Raw genomic sequence first — 16,944 nt, forward strand, 5'->3', positions numbered from 1 at the left:
CTGCTTACTTGGAAAAAACTTTGCTGAATCAAGCGGATCGGATAACTCTCCCGCTTTAGCAGGGTACTTTTTTTGTTATTAAAGGATTTCAATTCTTTTAGCCCTCTTCAAATTGTTCTTTTGACATCTGCTTGGCCGCATACATATAATACATGAGTGAAATTGCAATTGGGGTTGTATAAACAAGGGTTACATCAACATCAGATTTTCCGCAATTGTTCACTGAAGCTCTTCATGAGTTTTCGAAACCCATACGAATAGCAACAATCTTTTTCGAAAACAGCCCAAGGATAAAAAAACATCAGCCATTTACCGGCTGATGTCCATTTTCCTATCTTTTTCTTTTCCATAACAGGAATACCCCTGCTAACAAGAGTACTGCGGGCCAAAAATTTTGGACCGTTTCCATTCCTTTTTGAATCTGTCCTGCTGATTTGAAAATTTGATTGAAAAAATGCAGAAACAAACCAACTAAAAGAATGATAACTCCCTGAAAGTATCCATTTTTGGTTTTTATTGCATGGATTAATAGGCTAATGCCAATAATGAGAGTAATAGCTGCGGGATGATCCGGCCAAAAATCATAGCGGCCAGCCATATGGAAATGCAGCCCCAAACCAAATAAAATAAAGCCTGGCATTAAAAATGAATGGTCTTTTTCTGTAAAAGCCTGCAGAAGAAATAGAAACCCGAATAATGCGAGCAGGGTTTGCCAACTGTTTTGCTCTGGTATCAGCTGAATATTCATCTTTTGCAGCAAAAAGTAAGCTCCGATTCCTAGCAGGAAGTATGCAGGAAAAACAGTTGTTTTTTTCATTCCTTCACCTCGTTATGTAGTACACTCTGCTTGCGTTAAATCCCTTGTTTTTGATACTCTAATTGTTGAGTATTGAATAAGAGAAAAAGTTTGTTACCTATTTCACAAAGCTTCATTCTTTGTTCACATTTTTTAAAAAGAACTCTTCCCTATCATGTTATAATATAAATAATGACTTCTGTAAATGGGGGGTACCAAAAAGAAAATGCATGTTCTTGTCGTTGGATTAAATCATAGAACGGCCCCTGTCGAAATTCGAGAAAAGCTCAGCTTTAATCCCGAAGAGATCGGGGAAGCAATGAATACATTAAAAACGCAAAAAAGCGTTTTAGAAAATATAATTGTCTCTACCTGCAACAGGACAGAAATCTATGCAGTTGTGGATCAGCTTCATACGGGACGCTATTATTTGAAAGCCTTCCTCTCTGACTGGTTTCAAATTCCTATGGAAGAGTTCTCTCCGTTTTTATCTTTTTTTGAAAATGAAGGTGCAGTGGAGCATCTTTTCCGGGTAGCATGCGGTCTTGATTCCATGATACTTGGGGAAACCCAAATTTTAGGACAGGTGCGAACAAGTTTTATGCAGGGGCAAGAGCTCCATACAACAGGCACCGTCCTGAATCACTTAATTAAGGAAGCAGTGACTCTTGCAAAAAGAGGCCATTCTGAAACGGATATTGGATCAAGTGCTGTTTCGGTCAGCTATGCGGCAGTTGAATTAGCCAAGAAAATCTTTGGCGATTTGACTTCCAAGCATATTCTGATCCTCGGTGCCGGGAAAATGGGTGAACTCGCTGCAAAGAATCTTCATGGAAGCGGAGCTTGCAAGGTAACCGTTATGAATCGGTCCTATGAAAAAGCAGAATTGCTAGCAGAAAAATTTAAAGGTGAAGCCAGAGAAATGAGCGAACTGAAAGCAGCTATTGCTGAAGCAGATATACTGATCAGTTCAACTGGTTCGAAGGATTATGTGATTACGAAAGAACTAATGACGGAAATAGAACGTACACGAAAAGGACGGCCCTTGTTCATGGTGGATATTGCTGTTCCGCGTGATCTTGATCCTGCACTTGACGAACTGGAAAGTATCTTCCTCTATGACATTGACGATTTGGAAGGTATTGTTGATTCCAATCTGCAGGAGCGGAAAACAGCTGCTGAAGAAGTGGGCCTAATGATTGAAGCTGAAATTATAGAATTTAAAAACTGGCTGAAAACGCTAGGTGTTGTCCCTGTCATTTCCGCTCTTAGACAGAAAGCTTTAAACATTCAGACGGAAACAATGGAAAGCATTGAAAGAAAGATGCCGAATCTGACAGAACGGGAAAAAAAATTGCTTAACAAACATACGAAAAGCATTATTAACCAGCTTTTGCGGGATCCGATACTAAAAGTGAAAGAACTGGCTGCAGAACCGGATGCTGATGACTCTCTTGCTTTGTTCAAAAAGATCTTTGATATTGAGGAAGCAGCAGAACTTCAAAAGATAAAGGAAGAACAGCTTGAAACGATAGCCTCAAGCAAGATTAATGGCGATGTTTCTGTTCAATCATAAAAGAAAGGAATCGGCTTTATGATTGAGATGAACCTTTCAAGGTTAAATGAACTGACCATTATCATTTATGCTATTAGTGTTCTATTTTATTTTATAGATTTTCTTCATAACAACCGGAAGGCCAATCGGAGTGCCTTCTGGTTGCTTTCGGTTGTTTGGGTGATGCAAACAATTTTTTTGTTTTACGAGATGATTCATACAGGCAAATTTCCTGTCTTGAATATAGTGGAAGGACTCTATTTTTATACTTGGGTTCTTATCACTTTTTCGCTCTTGCTTAACCGTTTTTTAAGAATCGATTTTATCTTGTTTTTTACGAATCTGATCGGGTTTTTCATGATGGCCATTCATACATTTGCCTTGACTCAAAGCCAGTCAGGCGCGCTATCCGATCAGCTGATTTCTGAGTTGTCCATCATACATATCACAATGGCTATTTTATCCTATGGAGCCTTTTCCATAAGCTTCGTTTTTTCCCTGCTCTACCTTTTGCAATATGATTTGCTGAAAAAGAAGAAATGGGGAAAGAGGCTGCTCAGGATTGAGGATTTGTCAAAGCTTGACCGGGTTGCATATATTTTGAATGTCATTGCTGTTCCAATGCTTTTGCTCAGTCTGATTTTAGGTGCTATATGGGCTTATATTAAGCTTGATGACTTTCATTGGTATGACACAAAGGTACTCGGTTCATTCACTGTATTAATTGTGTACAGCTTTTATTTATATAACAAAATAGTGAAAGAACTTCAGGGCAGAACCATTGCTTTATGGAATGCGGCCTCATTTCTCATTCTATTAATCAATTTTTTTCTATTTGGCAGCCTGTCCAGATTTCACTGGTTTTAAGATGCAGCAGCCAAAATATTCGTTTGCCATAAGCAAGTTTGGAGGATCGTTATGAGAAAAATCATTGTTGGTTCCAGAAGAAGCAAGCTCGCCATTACCCAAACCAACTGGGTCATTAAGCAGTTGAAGAAATCGGGTGCGCCATTTGAATTTGAAGTGAAAGAGATCGTGACTAAGGGAGATAAGATCCTAGATATAACGTTATCCAAAGTTGGAGGAAAAGGGCTGTTTGTAAAAGAAATCGAACAGGCTCTTTTAAACGGCGAAATAGACATGGCTGTCCATAGTATGAAGGATATGCCCTCACAGCTTCCTGAAGGGCTCATTATCGGCTGTACACCTGTAAGAGAGGATCATAGAGATGTATTGATCTCAAAGGATCACTTGAGGCTTGATGAACTTCCTGAGGGGGCTGTCATTGGGACGAGCTCATTAAGAAGAAGCTCGCAGCTTTTAGCTTATCGGCCGGATCTCGAAATTAAATGGATCAGAGGCAATATTGATACCCGTATTGAAAAACTGAAAAATGAAGAATACGATGCCATCATTCTTGCGGCAGCAGGGCTTGCCCGTATGGGATGGAGCAGGGAAATTGTTACAGAGTTCCTTGATACTGAAATTTGTCTGCCGGCAGTTGGGCAGGGCGCGCTTGCTATTGAATGCCGTCAAAACGATGAAGAGCTTCTGGATGCTTTGAAAATGATTAATCATGATGAAACAAAACTTGCAGTTGATGCAGAGAGAACTTTCTTAAACCAAATGAACGGCAGCTGCCAGGTACCGATAGCAGGCTATGCCGCCGTTAATGGCAGAACAGTTACACTGTCAGCATTGATCGCATCACCGGATGGAAAAGTTATTTACAAGGATACTCAGCAGGGAGAAAACCCGCTTCAGCTTGGAAAAACAATTTCAGAAGGATTAGAGAAAAAAGGCGCGAAGGCTTTGATCGAACAGGTTAGGAACGAGCTAGACGAGTCATGATTGAAAAAAGCCCTCTTCAAGGAAAAGTAGTTCTGATTACAAGGGCAAGGGAGCAGGCGGTCCCTTTTGCAAGAGAGGTTGAGGCAAAAGGGGGAACAGCTGTGATCATTCCGCTTTTGTCCTTTGAACCTCCAGCCAATGCGGAAGAAATTAATCAGGAGCTTCGGAAGCTTGAAGACTATCAATGGCTAGTTTTTACAAGTGCCAATGGGGTCCGCTATTTTTTCAGCCATCTTGAGAAAGCTCAGGGAAACAGATTGATCCCTGAAACTCTTAAGGTTGCAGCTGTTGGAAAAAAAACTGCCCGCAAGCTTCAAGAATATGGGGTAAGGGCAGATCTTCTTCCTGAAGAGTACACAGCCGAAAAGCTTTCAGAGGCTATGAAAAAGAGTTTAGGAACACAGGAGCACGTTTTAATCATAAGAGGAAACCGTTCCAGGGAGATTTTAGCTGGTGAACTGACTTCCAATAGTTTTTCTGTAAAAGAGCTGATGGTTTACCATACAATCTTGAATACGGAAGCAGAACAGGAGCTCCGCACATTACTGGAAAGCGGCAGACTGGATTACGCAGCATTCGCAAGCCCTTCAGCAGTTGACGGTTTTATGCAGGTCATAAAGCAGCACGGAATAGATTTAAAGCGGATGAATGTTCAGTATGTCTGCATCGGGCCTATTACAGAAGAAGCACTCGCAGTTTATGGTATAAAAGCTCTTGTCCCTTCCCGGTATACAATGGAAGATATGCTTACAATTATCGCCGAGCATGCGGCACATTTTTAGGAGGAATAGTAGATGGAATTAAAATTTGCACGTCATCGCCGTTTAAGAACAACTGACAGCATGAGAGCGCTCGTACGCGAAACACAATTGCATCCTGAAGATTTTGTTTATCCTATCTTTGTAGTAGAAGGAGAAGACAAAAGAAATGCTGTTAGTTCAATGCCAGGAGTGTTCCAAGTATCACTTGATCATTTAAATGCAGAAATGCAGGAATTAAAGGATCTTGGAATCAAGTCTGTAATGGTATTTGGGGTACCTGACCATAAAGATGCAGTAGGCTCTGAGGCGTATCATGATCATGGAATTGTTCAAAAGGCCATCTCGCAAATCAAAGAATTTTTCCCTGAGCTCGTGGTTATTGCGGATACATGCTTGTGTCAATATACCGATCACGGTCATTGCGGAATTGTCGAAAACGGCAAAATATTAAATGACCCTACACTTGATCTGCTTGCAAGGACGGCTGTATCTCAGGCTAAAGCAGGTGCGGATATTATTGCACCTTCTAACATGATGGACGGCTTTGTAGCGGCAATTCGCCACGGCCTGGATGAAAACGGGTTTGAAGATATTCCGGTTATGTCATATGCGGTGAAATATTCCAGTGCTTTCTATGGTCCATTCAGAGAAGCTGCACATAGTACACCTCAATTTGGTGACCGAAAAACCTATCAGATGGATCCTGCCAATCGTCTTGAGGCAATGAGAGAAGCAGAATCGGATATCCAGGAAGGAGCAGATTTCCTTATCGTTAAGCCAGCTCTCTCATATTTGGATATTATCCGTGATGTGAAGAATAATTTGAATGTGCCTGTTGTGGCTTATAATGTCAGCGGAGAATATGCGATGGTAAAAGCAGCAGCTGCCAATGGCTGGATTGATGAAAAAAGTTTAGTGCTTGAAATGTTTACTGGAATGAAGCGGGCTGGTGCAGACCTAATCATTACATATTACTCCAAAGACGCTGCCCGCTGGCTGAAAGAACAATAAGACGAATAAAAGGGGGCATGCGAAATGCGAAGCTATGAAAAATCGAAAAAGGCTTTTCAGGAAGCTTTAACATTAATGCCGGGCGGTGTAAACAGTCCTGTTCGGGCGTTCAGATCAGTTAATATGGATCCTATTTTTATGGAAAGAGGAAAAGGATCTAAAATCTATGATATCGACGGGAATGAATACATTGATTATGTGCTGTCTTGGGGACCGCTGATTCATGGCCACTCAAATAATCAGGTTGTGGAAGCCGTGAAAAAGGTTGTTGAATCAGGTACTAGCTTTGGAGCGCCGACATTGATTGAAAACAAGCTGGCTGAGCTTGTAATCGAGCGTGTGCCTTCCATTGACATTGTCCGGATGGTCAGCTCAGGTACAGAAGCTACAATGAGTGCCCTTCGTCTAGCAAGGGGCTATACCAGCCGCAATAAAATACTGAAATTCGAAGGCTGCTACCATGGGCATGGCGATTCCCTTCTTATTAAAGCCGGTTCAGGAGTTGCAACACTCGGACTTCCTGACAGCCCTGGGGTGCCAGAAGGCATCGCAAAGAATACTATTGCCGTACCATACAATGACATTGAAAGTGTCCGTTATGCGTTTAAAGAATTTGGAGAGGACATCGCAGGTGTCATTGTTGAGCCTGTTGCAGGAAATATGGGAGTTGTGCCGCCTATTCCAGGATTTTTAGAAGGTCTGCGCGAGCTCACCAATGAATATGGCTCCCTCTTGATTTTCGATGAAGTCATGACGGGTTTTCGTGTTGACTACAGCTGTGCTCAAGGTTACTACGGTGTTACACCTGACTTAACCTGCCTCGGCAAAGTGATTGGAGGAGGTCTTCCAGTCGGAGCTTATGGAGGAAAAGCTGAAATCATGGAACGGATTGCTCCGAGCGGTCCTATTTATCAGGCTGGAACTTTATCAGGAAATCCTCTTGCTATGACGGCTGGATACGAAACTTTAACTCAGCTTGCACCTGATGACTACAAGGAATTCCGAAGAAAAGCAGATCAATTGGAAGAAGGCCTTGCACAAGCTGCATCGAAACATGGCATTCCGCATACAATCAATCGTGCAGGATCGATGATTGGCTTCTTCTTTACTGATGAAGAAGTCATCAATTATGAAAAAGCCCGCACATCAAACCTGGAATTCTTTGCTGAGTATTACAAAGAAATGGCCCACAATGGCGTCTTTTTGCCGCCATCCCAATTTGAGGGACTTTTCCTTTCTACTGCTCACAGTGATGAGGATATTCAAAAAACAATTGAGGCAGCAGAAAAAGCATTTTCAGTATTAAAATAGAAGCAAATCCTGGTCTAAAGGATCTCGTCAAATCCTGATGGCCGGGTTTTTTTAGTTCTTTTTTTTTGTTTTTCCGCATAAATCTGTAGTGTCATTGTTGTTTAGGCAAGGCGGATGAAAGGAGGAAAACATATTGCTTCAGGACTCGGCATTGCGTTTTTCAGTTGAAGAATCAGTCTGGTTCCAAAGGGGACAGGAAGTACATGAATTGCTATCTGTCACGTTGGACCCGGATATCTCCATTCAGGAACATGATCAGTATGTTTCGATAAAAGGGGCACTTCAGCTGACAGGTGAATATAGAATTTCAGAAAACCATCAGTCTGAAGAGGTATTTGAGTACGCGAATGTTCGCTATGTAAATGAAACGGAAACAAGAGAAGATGGAATTACTGAATTAAAACACCGTTTTCCTGTGGACATTACAATTCCAAAAAATAGGATTCCGACCCTTGAAGAAGTGTATGTGACCATTGAAACATTTGATTACGAAATTCCTGAGAAAAGATGTCTTAAGCTTTTAGCCGATTTATCGATCAGTGGTGTATCAAGACAGCAAATAGAAGAGATACAAGCAGAAGAATACACACCTGAAGATCACCTGTTAGAAAAAGAACAAGAATCACCCGTTTATGCACAGGAAGAAGCTTCTTATGAAGAGGAACCGGCATTGTACAGAGCACCTATCGCAGAGGAAGAAAAAGAGCAGGCTTATCAGGAAATTTTCATGGATGATTCTGAACGTGATGATGAGGAAAATGACCTTTATACACCTTTTGAGGTGGAAGTCAAAAAGACACCAGATACAGAAACAGTTCATTTTTCGAATGAACAACAAGAACCGGCATCCTATAATGAAGATTCTGAAGTTCATCATTTTGAAGAAGCCTCTGAAGTTCATCACTATGAAGAAGCAAGAGAGCCATCGAACAAGCAGACAGAGCCAACGATCGTTTTTGACAAGGAAGATTCTTCCAAACAAGGAATTCGCCAAGATGAAAATGCTCTGTATTTAACAAAGATTTTTGCAAGAGAAGATGAAGAGGAATTCTCCAGAGTGAAAATGTGCATCGTTCAGCAGGGAGAAACCATTGATACAATCTGTGAACGATATGATATCACGGTTCAGCAGCTGATGCGCGTCAATGAGCTGACAGCTGACAGGGATGTTTATGAAGGACTTATTTTGTATATCCCGGATTATGCAGATCTAAAATCGTAAGAATTTCCTAAAGGCTCCTGTCTTATCTTTCAGTTTAAAAGGTAAGGCGGGAGCCATATGCCTTTATAAAATATTAGTCATCAACTTTCCATTTAATTATGGAATTTTTCTGTTAAGTAATGTAACCAAGCTTAAGATAAGTGGTGAAACTCAAATGATGGAAGAAGTCTCTAATATCCTGAGCCAATACCAAATGGAACCGGAATTTGCTGAACAAATCACACAGAATCTGCTTAAGGTTTATACGAAACATGGGGTTTTCGGACTAAAAAAAATGAAGGAAAACCGTAATTATTACTTTCCAGAGCTGCTTGGAGAGCTGCAGCAGAAAGGGTTTTCCGATTTGGTGCCTGTTTATCAAAATCAGGCTGGGAGTTATTTGACGCCTGTTAACCAGCAGTATTATTATTTGATGCCTTGGTTTCAGGATGAACAGGAAGAAGAGCGTGATTCAAAGCATGATTACTTTTTTAAAGAAATCGCATTGCTCCACGGCCGGACATTGAAGGAAGTTAGCTTTACAGCTAAAGATTCAGAGCTTCATCATGAAAGGCTCACAAAAAAATGGAATAAAGATATTTATGATTACGAACGGTTTGTAGAAAAATGTGAGAAACAGTGGTATCTCTCGCCATTTGAACTCCAGGCTGTCACCTATTATATGGAGGTTTCCAGAGCATCTGAGTTTGCAAGGGAAAAGCTGAATGAGTGGAAGGAAGAAATGGCTGAAAAAGAGAACGGGAGGATGGTGCTGAATCATGGACGCCTTTCCATCCGCCACTTTATCTATGACAGAGACGGGAAGCCGTATTTAACCAACTTTGAAAAAGCGCATTATTCAAATCCCATTGATGATATGCTGCAGTTTTTCGCCAGAACCTTTAAAACGTATCCAATTCGCTGTGACGAGTGCGTGGACTGGTTTTACAGCTATCAGCGCCAATTTCCATACTCAAAAGAAGAAACTTCTCTCTTTTTAAGCTATCTGGCTTATCCGGAGCCGATTCTTCAGAGTATCCGCTCATATGCAGAAAAACAGGAGAGACGATCAGAGCTGGATTATAACAGAGGGCTCATGCAGGCTTACTGGACGTTTAAGAATGTAGAATACTTTGTTATGAGGGTAACAGAAATTGAAAATCAGAAGAAAATGGCTCAAAATGCCAGCACTTAAAAGGAAACGCCCATACTTGGCGTTTCCTTTTTACATGTATGTTATTAAGACTATTTTCCTAAACTTTGGTTGCTCTCCCAACTTTTTTTTTCTTGAAAACACCTGAAATCTGGACAAAATTAAGTCTTATCGGAACAAATTAGTTTTAGCAAGCTCAACCAGTTCATTTCCGTGTCCGTTTAGAACAGCCTTTAACATCCATAGCGTGAAACCATGAGCCTGTTCCAATTCAATTTTAGGAGGCAGGGAAAGCTCCTGGCGGTTGACGAGAACATCAATCAGCACAGGGCCGTCATGTGAAAAAGCCATTTTGAGGGCATCCTCCAAATCTCCTGGATCCTCCACTCTGATTCCTTTTAATCCGAGCGCTTCTGCAACGGAAGCGAAATTAGGATTATCAAGACCTGTCCCTGTTTCGAGATAGCCTGCTGCTTTCATTTCAAGTTCCACAAAGCTAAGAGCGCTGTTATTGAAAACGACAACCTTAACAGGAAGCTTATGCTGGCGAAGGGTTAAAAGGTCTCCCATCAGCATCGTTAAGCCGCCGTCTCCGGATAACGCAATGACCTGGGAATTTGGTTTTGCAGCCTGGGCGCCAATTGCCTGGGGAAGAGCATTGGCCATTGTTCCATGATTAAAGGAACCGAGGAGCCTTCTTTTTCCGTTCATTTCTAAATACCTGGCGGCCCATAATGTAGGGGAGCCGACATCACATGAAAAGATGGCATCCTCACTTGCAAGGTCACTGACTGCTTTTGTTAAATGCTGCGGGTGAATAAGTTTTTTTCCAGGTTTCCCTACAGCAAGCTTATCAAGAGATTTACGGACGTTTTTGTAGTCTGAAACATACTTGTCCAAATGGAGCGAAGAATGTTCTTTTGTTAATAAAGGCATTAACGGCTCAATCGTATTTTTTACATCTCCGCAAAGTCCGTAAGTCAGAGCCGCACGGCGTCCTAAATGTTCAGCTCTGATATCAACCTGCAGAATAACGGCATCTTTAGGGAAAAACTGGCGGTAAGGAAAATCGGTCCCAAGCATCAAAAGAACATCGCAATTCATCATGGCATGATAACCGGAGGAATAGCCGATTAATCCTGTAAGCCCGACGAGATAAGGATTATCGTACTCGAGAAACTCTTTTCCTCTTAGTGCGATGACCATAGGTGATTGCAGCTTCTCACAAAGCTGCATCAGCTCCCCATGTGCACCTTCACAGCCGGCACCGCAAAGAAGTGTTACCCGCTTTCCTTTATTTAAATAACCTGCAAGCTTCTTCAATTCATCATCAGAAGGCCTTACAACAGGCGCTGTCACATGAATAACCTGTTCAGGAACCATTTCGCTGTCACTAAGCGAGGCGACATCACCTGGAAGAACAAGAACAGAGACGCCTTTTCTTGATACAGCATGCTGCATGGCAATGGTAACAAGCCGCGGCATTTGTTCTGGCCTTGTGACAACTTCCGTAAAGTGGCTGCAGTCTTTAAAAAGCTGATCAGGACGTGTTGCCTGAAAATAGTCTCCGCCAATTTCATTGCTTGGAATATGGGCAGCTATCGCAAGAACCGGGATCCGATTTCTGTGGCAATCATACAATCCGTTGATAAGGTGGAGGTTTCCTGGTCCGCTGCTTCCTGCGCAGACCGCAATACTTTTGCTCAAAAGAGAATCAGAACCTGCTGCAAAAGCGGCAACCTCTTCATGCCGGACAGAAATCCATTCAATTTTTCCAGAGCGGCGGATCGAATCAAGTACGGCATTCAATGAGTCTCCTACGATGCCATAAATACGCTTTACTCCTGCATGAAGCAATGAATCAATAAGCAGGTCTGCTATCGTTTTTTTCATGTCACTTCTCCTTTTATGTATAGGGTTTAACAAGTACAAGAATGCTATCATTAATCATTCTTTGTAATTCTTTTGGCAGTTATACTTTTTTGATGGTAATAAAAAAGAGGCATCCAAGGAGCCTCTTTAAAACCATTCCAAATGGACTCCGAGGGCCAGAATAATGAGAGCTGCAAGCAGAATAACGTCAAAAGAAGTTGGAAAAAGTATCGTTCGTATGCCCTGAAATACGGCCAGCGGAATAACAAATTGAATTCCAACCGCCCGGAATTCTTTTAGCCATACAGGTAGGTTATACCGGTTAAACCCTCTGCGCATGGAAAAATCTCTCCTCACTTCATGTTGATATGAGCAGACTATGTGCATTCGTCCCATTTCGTGCTTGCCTATTCTGAATAAAACGGCGAAAAACGGATAAGATGATTGACTAAGGTGCTTTAAAATCTGCACTTATAAAGATTGCAGCAATCTCGGGAAAACAGCCTTGACGGTAAAAACATTTTTGTAATACTATAAGTACATATCCAATTTATAAGATGTTAACTGCTTTGAAAGGGAAGAGTACACTGTACTGCGCCTTATAGAGAGAGAAATCATTTGCTGAAAGATTTCTTAAGGAACCAACAGTCGAAGTCACCCTGGAGCAGCTTTCCTGAACAAAAGTAGGGATGGCCGGCAAACACTGCCGTTATTGCATATGAGAGCACGGTTTTTTCTGTACCGTGAATTAAGGTGGTACCGCGAAATTTACTCCTTTCGTCCTTTGGATGAGGGGAGTTTTTTATGTTTTAGGCAAGTTAAAGCTGAATGCTGATTAGGCAGTTTGATTGGAGCGGAAGGCACGAGACTCCTGCGGGATGAGCGTGTCAAGGGAGACCCCGCATGTTCAAAGTACCGAGGAGGCTCCCGGACCGCCCAAGGAAGAGCCTTGATAATAAGGAGGAAAAGCAAGATGAGCGAACAAGAACCATTAGCAATGCCGACAAAATATGATCCGAATGCTATTGAGAAGGACCGGTACGATTTTTGGCTGAAAGGAAAGTTTTTTGAAGCTTCCAATGACCAAACAAAAGAACCTTATACGATTGTTATTCCTCCTCCAAATGTAACCGGGAAATTACATCTTGGGCACGCTTGGGATACAACCCTTCAGGATATTCTAACCCGTATGAAACGCATGCAGGGCTACGATGTATTATGGCTGCCGGGAATGGACCATGCCGGAATCGCCACACAGGCTAAGGTGGAAGGAAAACTTCGTGAAGAAGGAAAATCGCGTTATGACCTTGGCCGTGAAGCATTTGTAGAAGAAACATGGAAATGGAAAGAAGAATATGCAGCGTTTATCCGAGCTCAGTGGGCGAAGCTTGGCCTTGGCCTTGATTACTCCAGAGAGAGATTTACCCTTGATGAAGGGCTTTCTAAAGCCGTTCGTGAAGTATTCGTCACCTTATACAATAAAGGGTTAATTTATCGCGGAGAATATATCATCAACTGGGATCCGGCAACAAAAACGGCCTTATCCGATATTGAGGTTATTTATAAAGATGTTCAGGGAGCCTTTTATCATATGCGCTACCCGCTAAAAGACGGAAGCGGCTATATCGAAATTGCTACAACCCGTCCTGAAACGATGCTTGGGGATACTGCTGTAGCTGTTCACCCTGAAGACGAGCGCTACAAGCATTTGATCGGCAAAACATTGATTCTCCCGATCGTTGGCCGTGAAATACCGATTGTTGCGGATGATTATGTTGAAATGGATTTTGGTTCTGGTGCAGTGAAAATTACTCCTGCCCATGATCCAAACGACTTTGAGCTCGGCAACCGCCATGATCTTGAACGGATTTTAGTGATGAATGAAGACGGCACAATGAATGAAAAAGCAGGCAAATATGAGGGAATGGACCGCTTCCAGTGCAGAAAGCAAATTGTCAAAGACCTTCAAGAAGCTGGAGTGCTTTTCAAAATTGAAGATCATCTTCATTCAGTAGGCCATAGTGAAAGAAGCGGGGCTGTTGTTGAGCCTTACTTGTCTACTCAATGGTTCGTAAAAATGCAGCCGCTGGCTGATAAAGCAGTTAAGCTTCAATCCACAGATAATAAAGTGAACTTTGTGCCAGAACGTTTTGAAAAAACGTATCTGCACTGGATGGAAAATATCAGAGACTGGTGTATTTCCCGTCAGTTATGGTGGGGCCATCGTATTCCTGCCTGGTATCATAAAGAAACAGGTGCAGTTCATGTAGGGCATCAGCCTCCTCAGGATATAGAAAATTGGAAGCAGGATGAAGATGTGCTGGATACATGGTTCAGCTCAGCATTGTGGCCATTTTCTACAATGGGATGGCCTGATACAGAATCGATTGATTTTCAGCGCTATTATCCGAACGATGCGCTTGTAACAGGCTATGATATCATCTTCTTCTGGGTTTCAAGAATGATTTTCCAGGGACTTGAATTTACTGAACAGCGTCCATTTAAAGATGTGCTCATTCACGGTCTTGTAAGGGATTCTGAAGGAAGAAAAATGAGTAAATCACTTGGTAACGGTGTAGACCCGATGGAAGTAATCGAAAAGTATGGAGCAGATTCCCTTCGCTACTTCCTGTCTACTGGAAGCTCTCCAGGCCAGGATCTTCGCTTCAGCTATGAAAAAGTAGAATCTACCTGGAACTTTGCCAATAAAATTTGGAATGCTTCCCGCTTTGCATTAATGAATATGGAAGGTTTGACTTATGACCAGATTGATTTGTCAGGAGAAAAGTCAGTTGCTGATAAATGGATTCTAACAAGGTTAAACGAAACGATCGAACAGGTGACGAAGCTTGCTGACCGATATGAATTCGGAGAAGTCGGCCGCCTTCTTTACAACTTCATTTGGGATGATTTCTGCGACTGGTACATTGAGATGGCGAAAATCCCGCTGTACGGTGAAGATGAAAAAGCGAAACTGACAACCCGGTCCAATTTGGCCTATGTGCTTGATCAGACAATGAGACTTCTTCATCCTCTAATGCCGTTCCTTACAGAAGAAATCTGGCAGAACCTGCCTCATAAGGGAGAGTCAATCACCATTGCCAAATGGCCTGAAGCCAACCCTGAATTAAATGATGAAAAAGCTGCAGCTGAAATGAAGCAGCTTGTTGAAATCATCCGCTCCGTAAGGAATATTCGCGCTGAAGTGAATACGCCAATGAGCAAACAAATTCAGCTGCAAATTCAGACAAAATCAGAAGAAACAGCGAGACAGCTTGAAAGCAACCGTTCATATCTGGAGCGCTTGTGCAACCCGAGTTCACTTGAAATCGGAACAGAGCTAGAAACCGCTGATAAAGCAATGACTGCCGTTGTAACGGGTGCGGAGCTTATTCTTCCATTAGAAGGGCTTATCAATATTGATGAAGAAATTAAGCGTCTTGAAAAAGAATTGGATAAACTGAACAAAGAAGTAGAACGGGTTCAGAAAAAGCTTGGAAATGAAGGCTTTGTAAAAAAAGCTCCGGAAAAAGTAATTGAAGAAGAACGTGCAAAAGAAAAAGATTACTCTGAAAAAAGAGATGCTGTATTGGCAAGGATTGAAGAATTAAAAGGAATCTGATGCAAATTCGGGTGATCTTCTATACTAGAAGATCACCCGTACGTTTATAAAAAGGCTGTTTTCGTATAGTTGCTGCTATTCATAATATCTTAGAACACGTATAAAGACTAACTTCGTGGCATCTTTTCTTAAAAAATTCGCAAGTGAATCCTTGCTCTATCATCACTTAAATGGATGAAAAAACAACAATGTTTAAGAAAAGAGCCTATAAAAAAATCCTTTCTAGCTGTGTTTTTGGAGTAGAGGAGCTGTCATGCAAAATGTTTATGTCCTATGAAGAAGCATTGCACTGGATTCATTCCAGACTAAAGTTCGGAATAAAACCCGGGTTAATAAGAATGCAGAAAATGATGGAGAAACTAGGCCATCCTGAAAAAGAAATTCCAATCATTCATGTCGGAGGAACGAATGGAAAGGGCTCTACAGTGGCTTACCTGCGAAGCATTTTTAACGAAGCAGGCTATAGCGCAGGAACCTTTACCTCCCCTTATCTTGAAACATTTAATGAAAGAATCAGTATGGACGGAACGCCAATCAGTGATCAATCGATGATTGATCTTGTAAACAGATTAAAACCGATTGTGGAGGAATTGGAAGAAACAGAGCTTGGATCACCAACGGAATTTGAAGTGATAACAGCAATGGCTTTTTATTATTTTGGCAGAATCGCACCTCCGGATATTCTCCTTTTAGAAGTAGGGCTCGGAGGAAAGTGGGATTCAACAAATATTATCCATCCTCTGCTGTCTATTATTACAACAGTAGGACATGATCATATGAACATTCTTGGAAATTCTATTGCAGAGATTGCCGGAGAAAAAGCAGGGATTATTAAAGAAAATGCCCCAGTGATCAGCGGAGCGGAAAACCTTGAAGCAGCGCTGGTTATCGGAGAAAAGGCATTGGCAGAAAATGCTCCTTTATACGAGCTGAATCAGGAAATCATCATTCAGGAAGCAGCTGTTCAGGAGGATGGAGAAGTATTTTCAGTGACTACCCCGTTTTCCGCCTTTAAAAAAATGAACATTCATATGACAGGCATCCATCAAATGAAGAATGCCTCTCTTGCTGTAATGGCTGCTGAACTGCTGAATAAAGACGGAATTTATGAGCTTTCAGAGGACCACATTCGAAAAGGGCTGCAAGAGGCGTATTGGAATGGAAGGTTTGAGATCATCTCAGAGGTACCGAAAATCATTTTGGACGGGGCTCATAACCGGGAGGGTGTTGAAAGCTTAGTCAATACGTTGCTGCGCCACTATCCTGACAAAAAAATCCGCCTTCTTTTTGCTGCATTGGAGGATAAAGAATATTCTCTTATGGTAAGCCAGCTCGAAGGCGTTGCAGACCATCTGTATTTTGCTTCTTTTGACTTTCCACGAGCGGCATCAGCAGAAACTCTCTACAAGTCAAGTAATCATAGCCGTAAATTGATTCTTCCAGACTGGCAGCATGGAATAAAAAAAATTGCCGGGGAAATGAAAGAGGATGAGCTGTTTGTCATTACAGGCTCACTTTACTTTATTTCACAGGTGCGGAAATCCTTAATTGAAAAAAATAGGCTATGTTAACGAATGGTGTTGATGTTTGAGCACCTGTTGATTGGAGCGTAAGGCGGAGAATCCTGCGGGAGTGCGAGTCAAGGGAGACCTAAGCAGGAGCATAGCGGCGAGGAGGCTCAACAGACAAGTTTAATAGAGCCAAAGAATAAAAAAATCTTTGCCAGAATTTCTGGCAAAGATTTTTTTCTATTTGTTAAAATTTTAATCAGATGGGACCAATGTGGAAATAAAAAAGAAAATCTTTAGGTC

14 protein-coding genes and 1 other annotated feature are annotated in these 16,944 nt (G+C 41.8%); of the genes, 10 read left to right on the plus strand and 4 right to left on the minus strand.

The genetic code is table 11. The annotated features are described in order from the left end of the window. Positions 1-97 precede the first annotated feature (97 nt). Together ACOT8F_RS20950 and ACOT8F_RS06210 are read right to left on the minus strand one after the other, a co-directional pair. Entirely contained in the window at positions 98-223 is a 126-nt protein-coding gene (locus ACOT8F_RS20950; RefSeq protein WP_489672222.1) for a hypothetical protein, read from the minus strand. A gap of 108 nt (positions 224-331) precedes the next feature. Continuing rightward, entirely contained in the window at positions 332-817 is a 486-nt protein-coding gene (locus ACOT8F_RS06210; protein WP_421650700.1) for a hypothetical protein, read from the minus strand. Positions 818-1,022: 205 nt separating this feature from the next. Here ACOT8F_RS06210 and hemA point away from each other — a divergent pair, with 205 nt between their 5' ends. From hemA to ysxE, 8 genes are all read left to right on the plus strand, one after another. Next, a complete protein-coding gene (gene hemA, locus ACOT8F_RS06215) occupies positions 1,023-2,372 on the plus strand; it encodes a glutamyl-tRNA reductase (protein ID WP_421650701.1) in 1,350 nt (449 codons plus the stop codon). Between the two features lie 18 nt (positions 2,373-2,390). Beyond that, complete coding sequence (locus ACOT8F_RS06220; RefSeq protein WP_421650702.1) at positions 2,391-3,218, plus strand: cytochrome c biogenesis protein; 828 nt, start codon at positions 2,391-2,393, stop codon at positions 3,216-3,218. Positions 3,219-3,269: 51 nt separating this feature from the next. After that, positions 3,270-4,202: a hydroxymethylbilane synthase gene (hemC, locus tag ACOT8F_RS06225; RefSeq protein WP_421650703.1), complete on the plus strand. Its 933-nt coding sequence runs from the start codon at positions 3,270-3,272 to the stop codon at positions 4,200-4,202. Next, positions 4,199-4,984: a uroporphyrinogen-III synthase gene (locus tag ACOT8F_RS06230; RefSeq protein WP_421650704.1), complete on the plus strand. Its 786-nt coding sequence runs from the start codon at positions 4,199-4,201 to the stop codon at positions 4,982-4,984. Before hemC ends, ACOT8F_RS06230 begins: the two co-directional genes overlap by 4 nt. Before the next feature lie 12 nt (positions 4,985-4,996). Then, the gene (gene hemB / locus ACOT8F_RS06235) at positions 4,997-5,974 is read left to right on the plus strand and encodes a porphobilinogen synthase (RefSeq protein ID WP_421650705.1); all 978 of its coding nucleotides are present in this window, start codon (positions 4,997-4,999) and stop codon (positions 5,972-5,974) included. A gap of 24 nt (positions 5,975-5,998) precedes the next feature. Then, entirely contained in the window at positions 5,999-7,285 is a 1,287-nt protein-coding gene (hemL, locus tag ACOT8F_RS06240; protein WP_421650706.1) for a glutamate-1-semialdehyde 2,1-aminomutase, read from the plus strand. Positions 7,286-7,418: 133 nt separating this feature from the next. After that, the gene (gene spoVID, locus ACOT8F_RS06245; RefSeq protein ID WP_421650707.1) at positions 7,419-8,507 is read left to right on the plus strand and encodes a stage VI sporulation protein D; all 1,089 of its coding nucleotides are present in this window, start codon (positions 7,419-7,421) and stop codon (positions 8,505-8,507) included. A 154-nt stretch (positions 8,508-8,661) separates the two neighbouring features. Beyond that, positions 8,662-9,681 (plus strand): spore coat protein YsxE, encoded by a 1,020-nt coding sequence (gene ysxE / locus ACOT8F_RS06250; RefSeq protein WP_421650708.1) that lies wholly within the window; start codon positions 8,662-8,664, stop codon positions 9,679-9,681. Positions 9,682-9,807: 126 nt separating this feature from the next. On the opposite strand, the gene poxB is transcribed toward ysxE, so the two are convergent. Further along, positions 9,808-11,532 carry a ubiquinone-dependent pyruvate dehydrogenase gene (gene poxB, locus ACOT8F_RS06255; protein ID WP_421650709.1) on the minus strand — a complete coding sequence of 575 codons (1,725 nt, stop codon included), beginning with the start codon at positions 11,530-11,532 and terminating at the stop codon, positions 9,808-9,810. Positions 11,533-11,658: 126 nt separating this feature from the next. Beyond that, on the minus strand, positions 11,659-11,850 hold the full coding sequence (locus ACOT8F_RS06260) for a hypothetical protein (RefSeq protein WP_421650710.1): 192 nt from the start codon (positions 11,848-11,850) through the stop codon (positions 11,659-11,661). A gap of 221 nt (positions 11,851-12,071) precedes the next feature. Beyond that, positions 12,072-12,299 (plus strand) — a binding site (T-box leader). A 185-nt stretch (positions 12,300-12,484) separates the two neighbouring features. Here ACOT8F_RS06260 and ACOT8F_RS06265 point away from each other — a divergent pair. Both ACOT8F_RS06265 and ACOT8F_RS06270 read left to right on the plus strand, forming a co-directional pair. Beyond that, the gene (locus tag ACOT8F_RS06265) at positions 12,485-15,133 is read left to right on the plus strand and encodes a valine--tRNA ligase (RefSeq protein ID WP_421650711.1); all 2,649 of its coding nucleotides are present in this window, start codon (positions 12,485-12,487) and stop codon (positions 15,131-15,133) included. A gap of 260 nt (positions 15,134-15,393) precedes the next feature. Beyond that, positions 15,394-16,704, plus strand: a complete 1,311-nt coding sequence (locus ACOT8F_RS06270; protein ID WP_421650712.1) for a bifunctional folylpolyglutamate synthase/dihydrofolate synthase — start codon at positions 15,394-15,396, stop codon at positions 16,702-16,704. Positions 16,705-16,944 lie beyond the last annotated feature (240 nt).

The sequence above is a fragment of the Chryseobacillus diguaensis genome (genome assembly GCF_049220665.1).
In the GTDB taxonomy this organism is placed as follows: domain Bacteria; phylum Bacillota; class Bacilli; order Bacillales; family Bacillaceae; genus Metabacillus_B.

What these genes read in the sequence shown, in the direction of transcription:
- ACOT8F_RS06210 (WP_421650700.1), bottom strand. Translation starts at nt 817, where the DNA reads ATGAAAAAAACAACTGTTTTTCCTGCATACTTCCTGCTAGGAATCGGA.
- hemA (WP_421650701.1), top strand. Translation starts at nt 1,023, where the DNA reads ATGCATGTTCTTGTCGTTGGATTAAATCATAGAACGGCCCCTGTCGAA.
- ACOT8F_RS06220 (WP_421650702.1), top strand. Translation starts at nt 2,391, where the DNA reads ATGATTGAGATGAACCTTTCAAGGTTAAATGAACTGACCATTATCATT.
- hemC (WP_421650703.1), top strand. Translation starts at nt 3,270, where the DNA reads ATGAGAAAAATCATTGTTGGTTCCAGAAGAAGCAAGCTCGCCATTACC.
- ACOT8F_RS06230 (WP_421650704.1), top strand. Translation starts at nt 4,199, where the DNA reads ATGATTGAAAAAAGCCCTCTTCAAGGAAAAGTAGTTCTGATTACAAGG.
- hemB (WP_421650705.1), top strand. Translation starts at nt 4,997, where the DNA reads ATGGAATTAAAATTTGCACGTCATCGCCGTTTAAGAACAACTGACAGC.
- hemL (WP_421650706.1), top strand. Translation starts at nt 5,999, where the DNA reads ATGCGAAGCTATGAAAAATCGAAAAAGGCTTTTCAGGAAGCTTTAACA.
- ysxE (WP_421650708.1), top strand. Translation starts at nt 8,662, where the DNA reads ATGATGGAAGAAGTCTCTAATATCCTGAGCCAATACCAAATGGAACCG.
- poxB (WP_421650709.1), bottom strand. Translation starts at nt 11,532, where the DNA reads ATGAAAAAAACGATAGCAGACCTGCTTATTGATTCATTGCTTCATGCA.
- ACOT8F_RS06260 (WP_421650710.1), bottom strand. Translation starts at nt 11,850, where the DNA reads ATGCGCAGAGGGTTTAACCGGTATAACCTACCTGTATGGCTAAAAGAA.
- ACOT8F_RS06265 (WP_421650711.1), top strand. Translation starts at nt 12,485, where the DNA reads ATGAGCGAACAAGAACCATTAGCAATGCCGACAAAATATGATCCGAAT.
- ACOT8F_RS06270 (WP_421650712.1), top strand. Translation starts at nt 15,394, where the DNA reads ATGTTTATGTCCTATGAAGAAGCATTGCACTGGATTCATTCCAGACTA.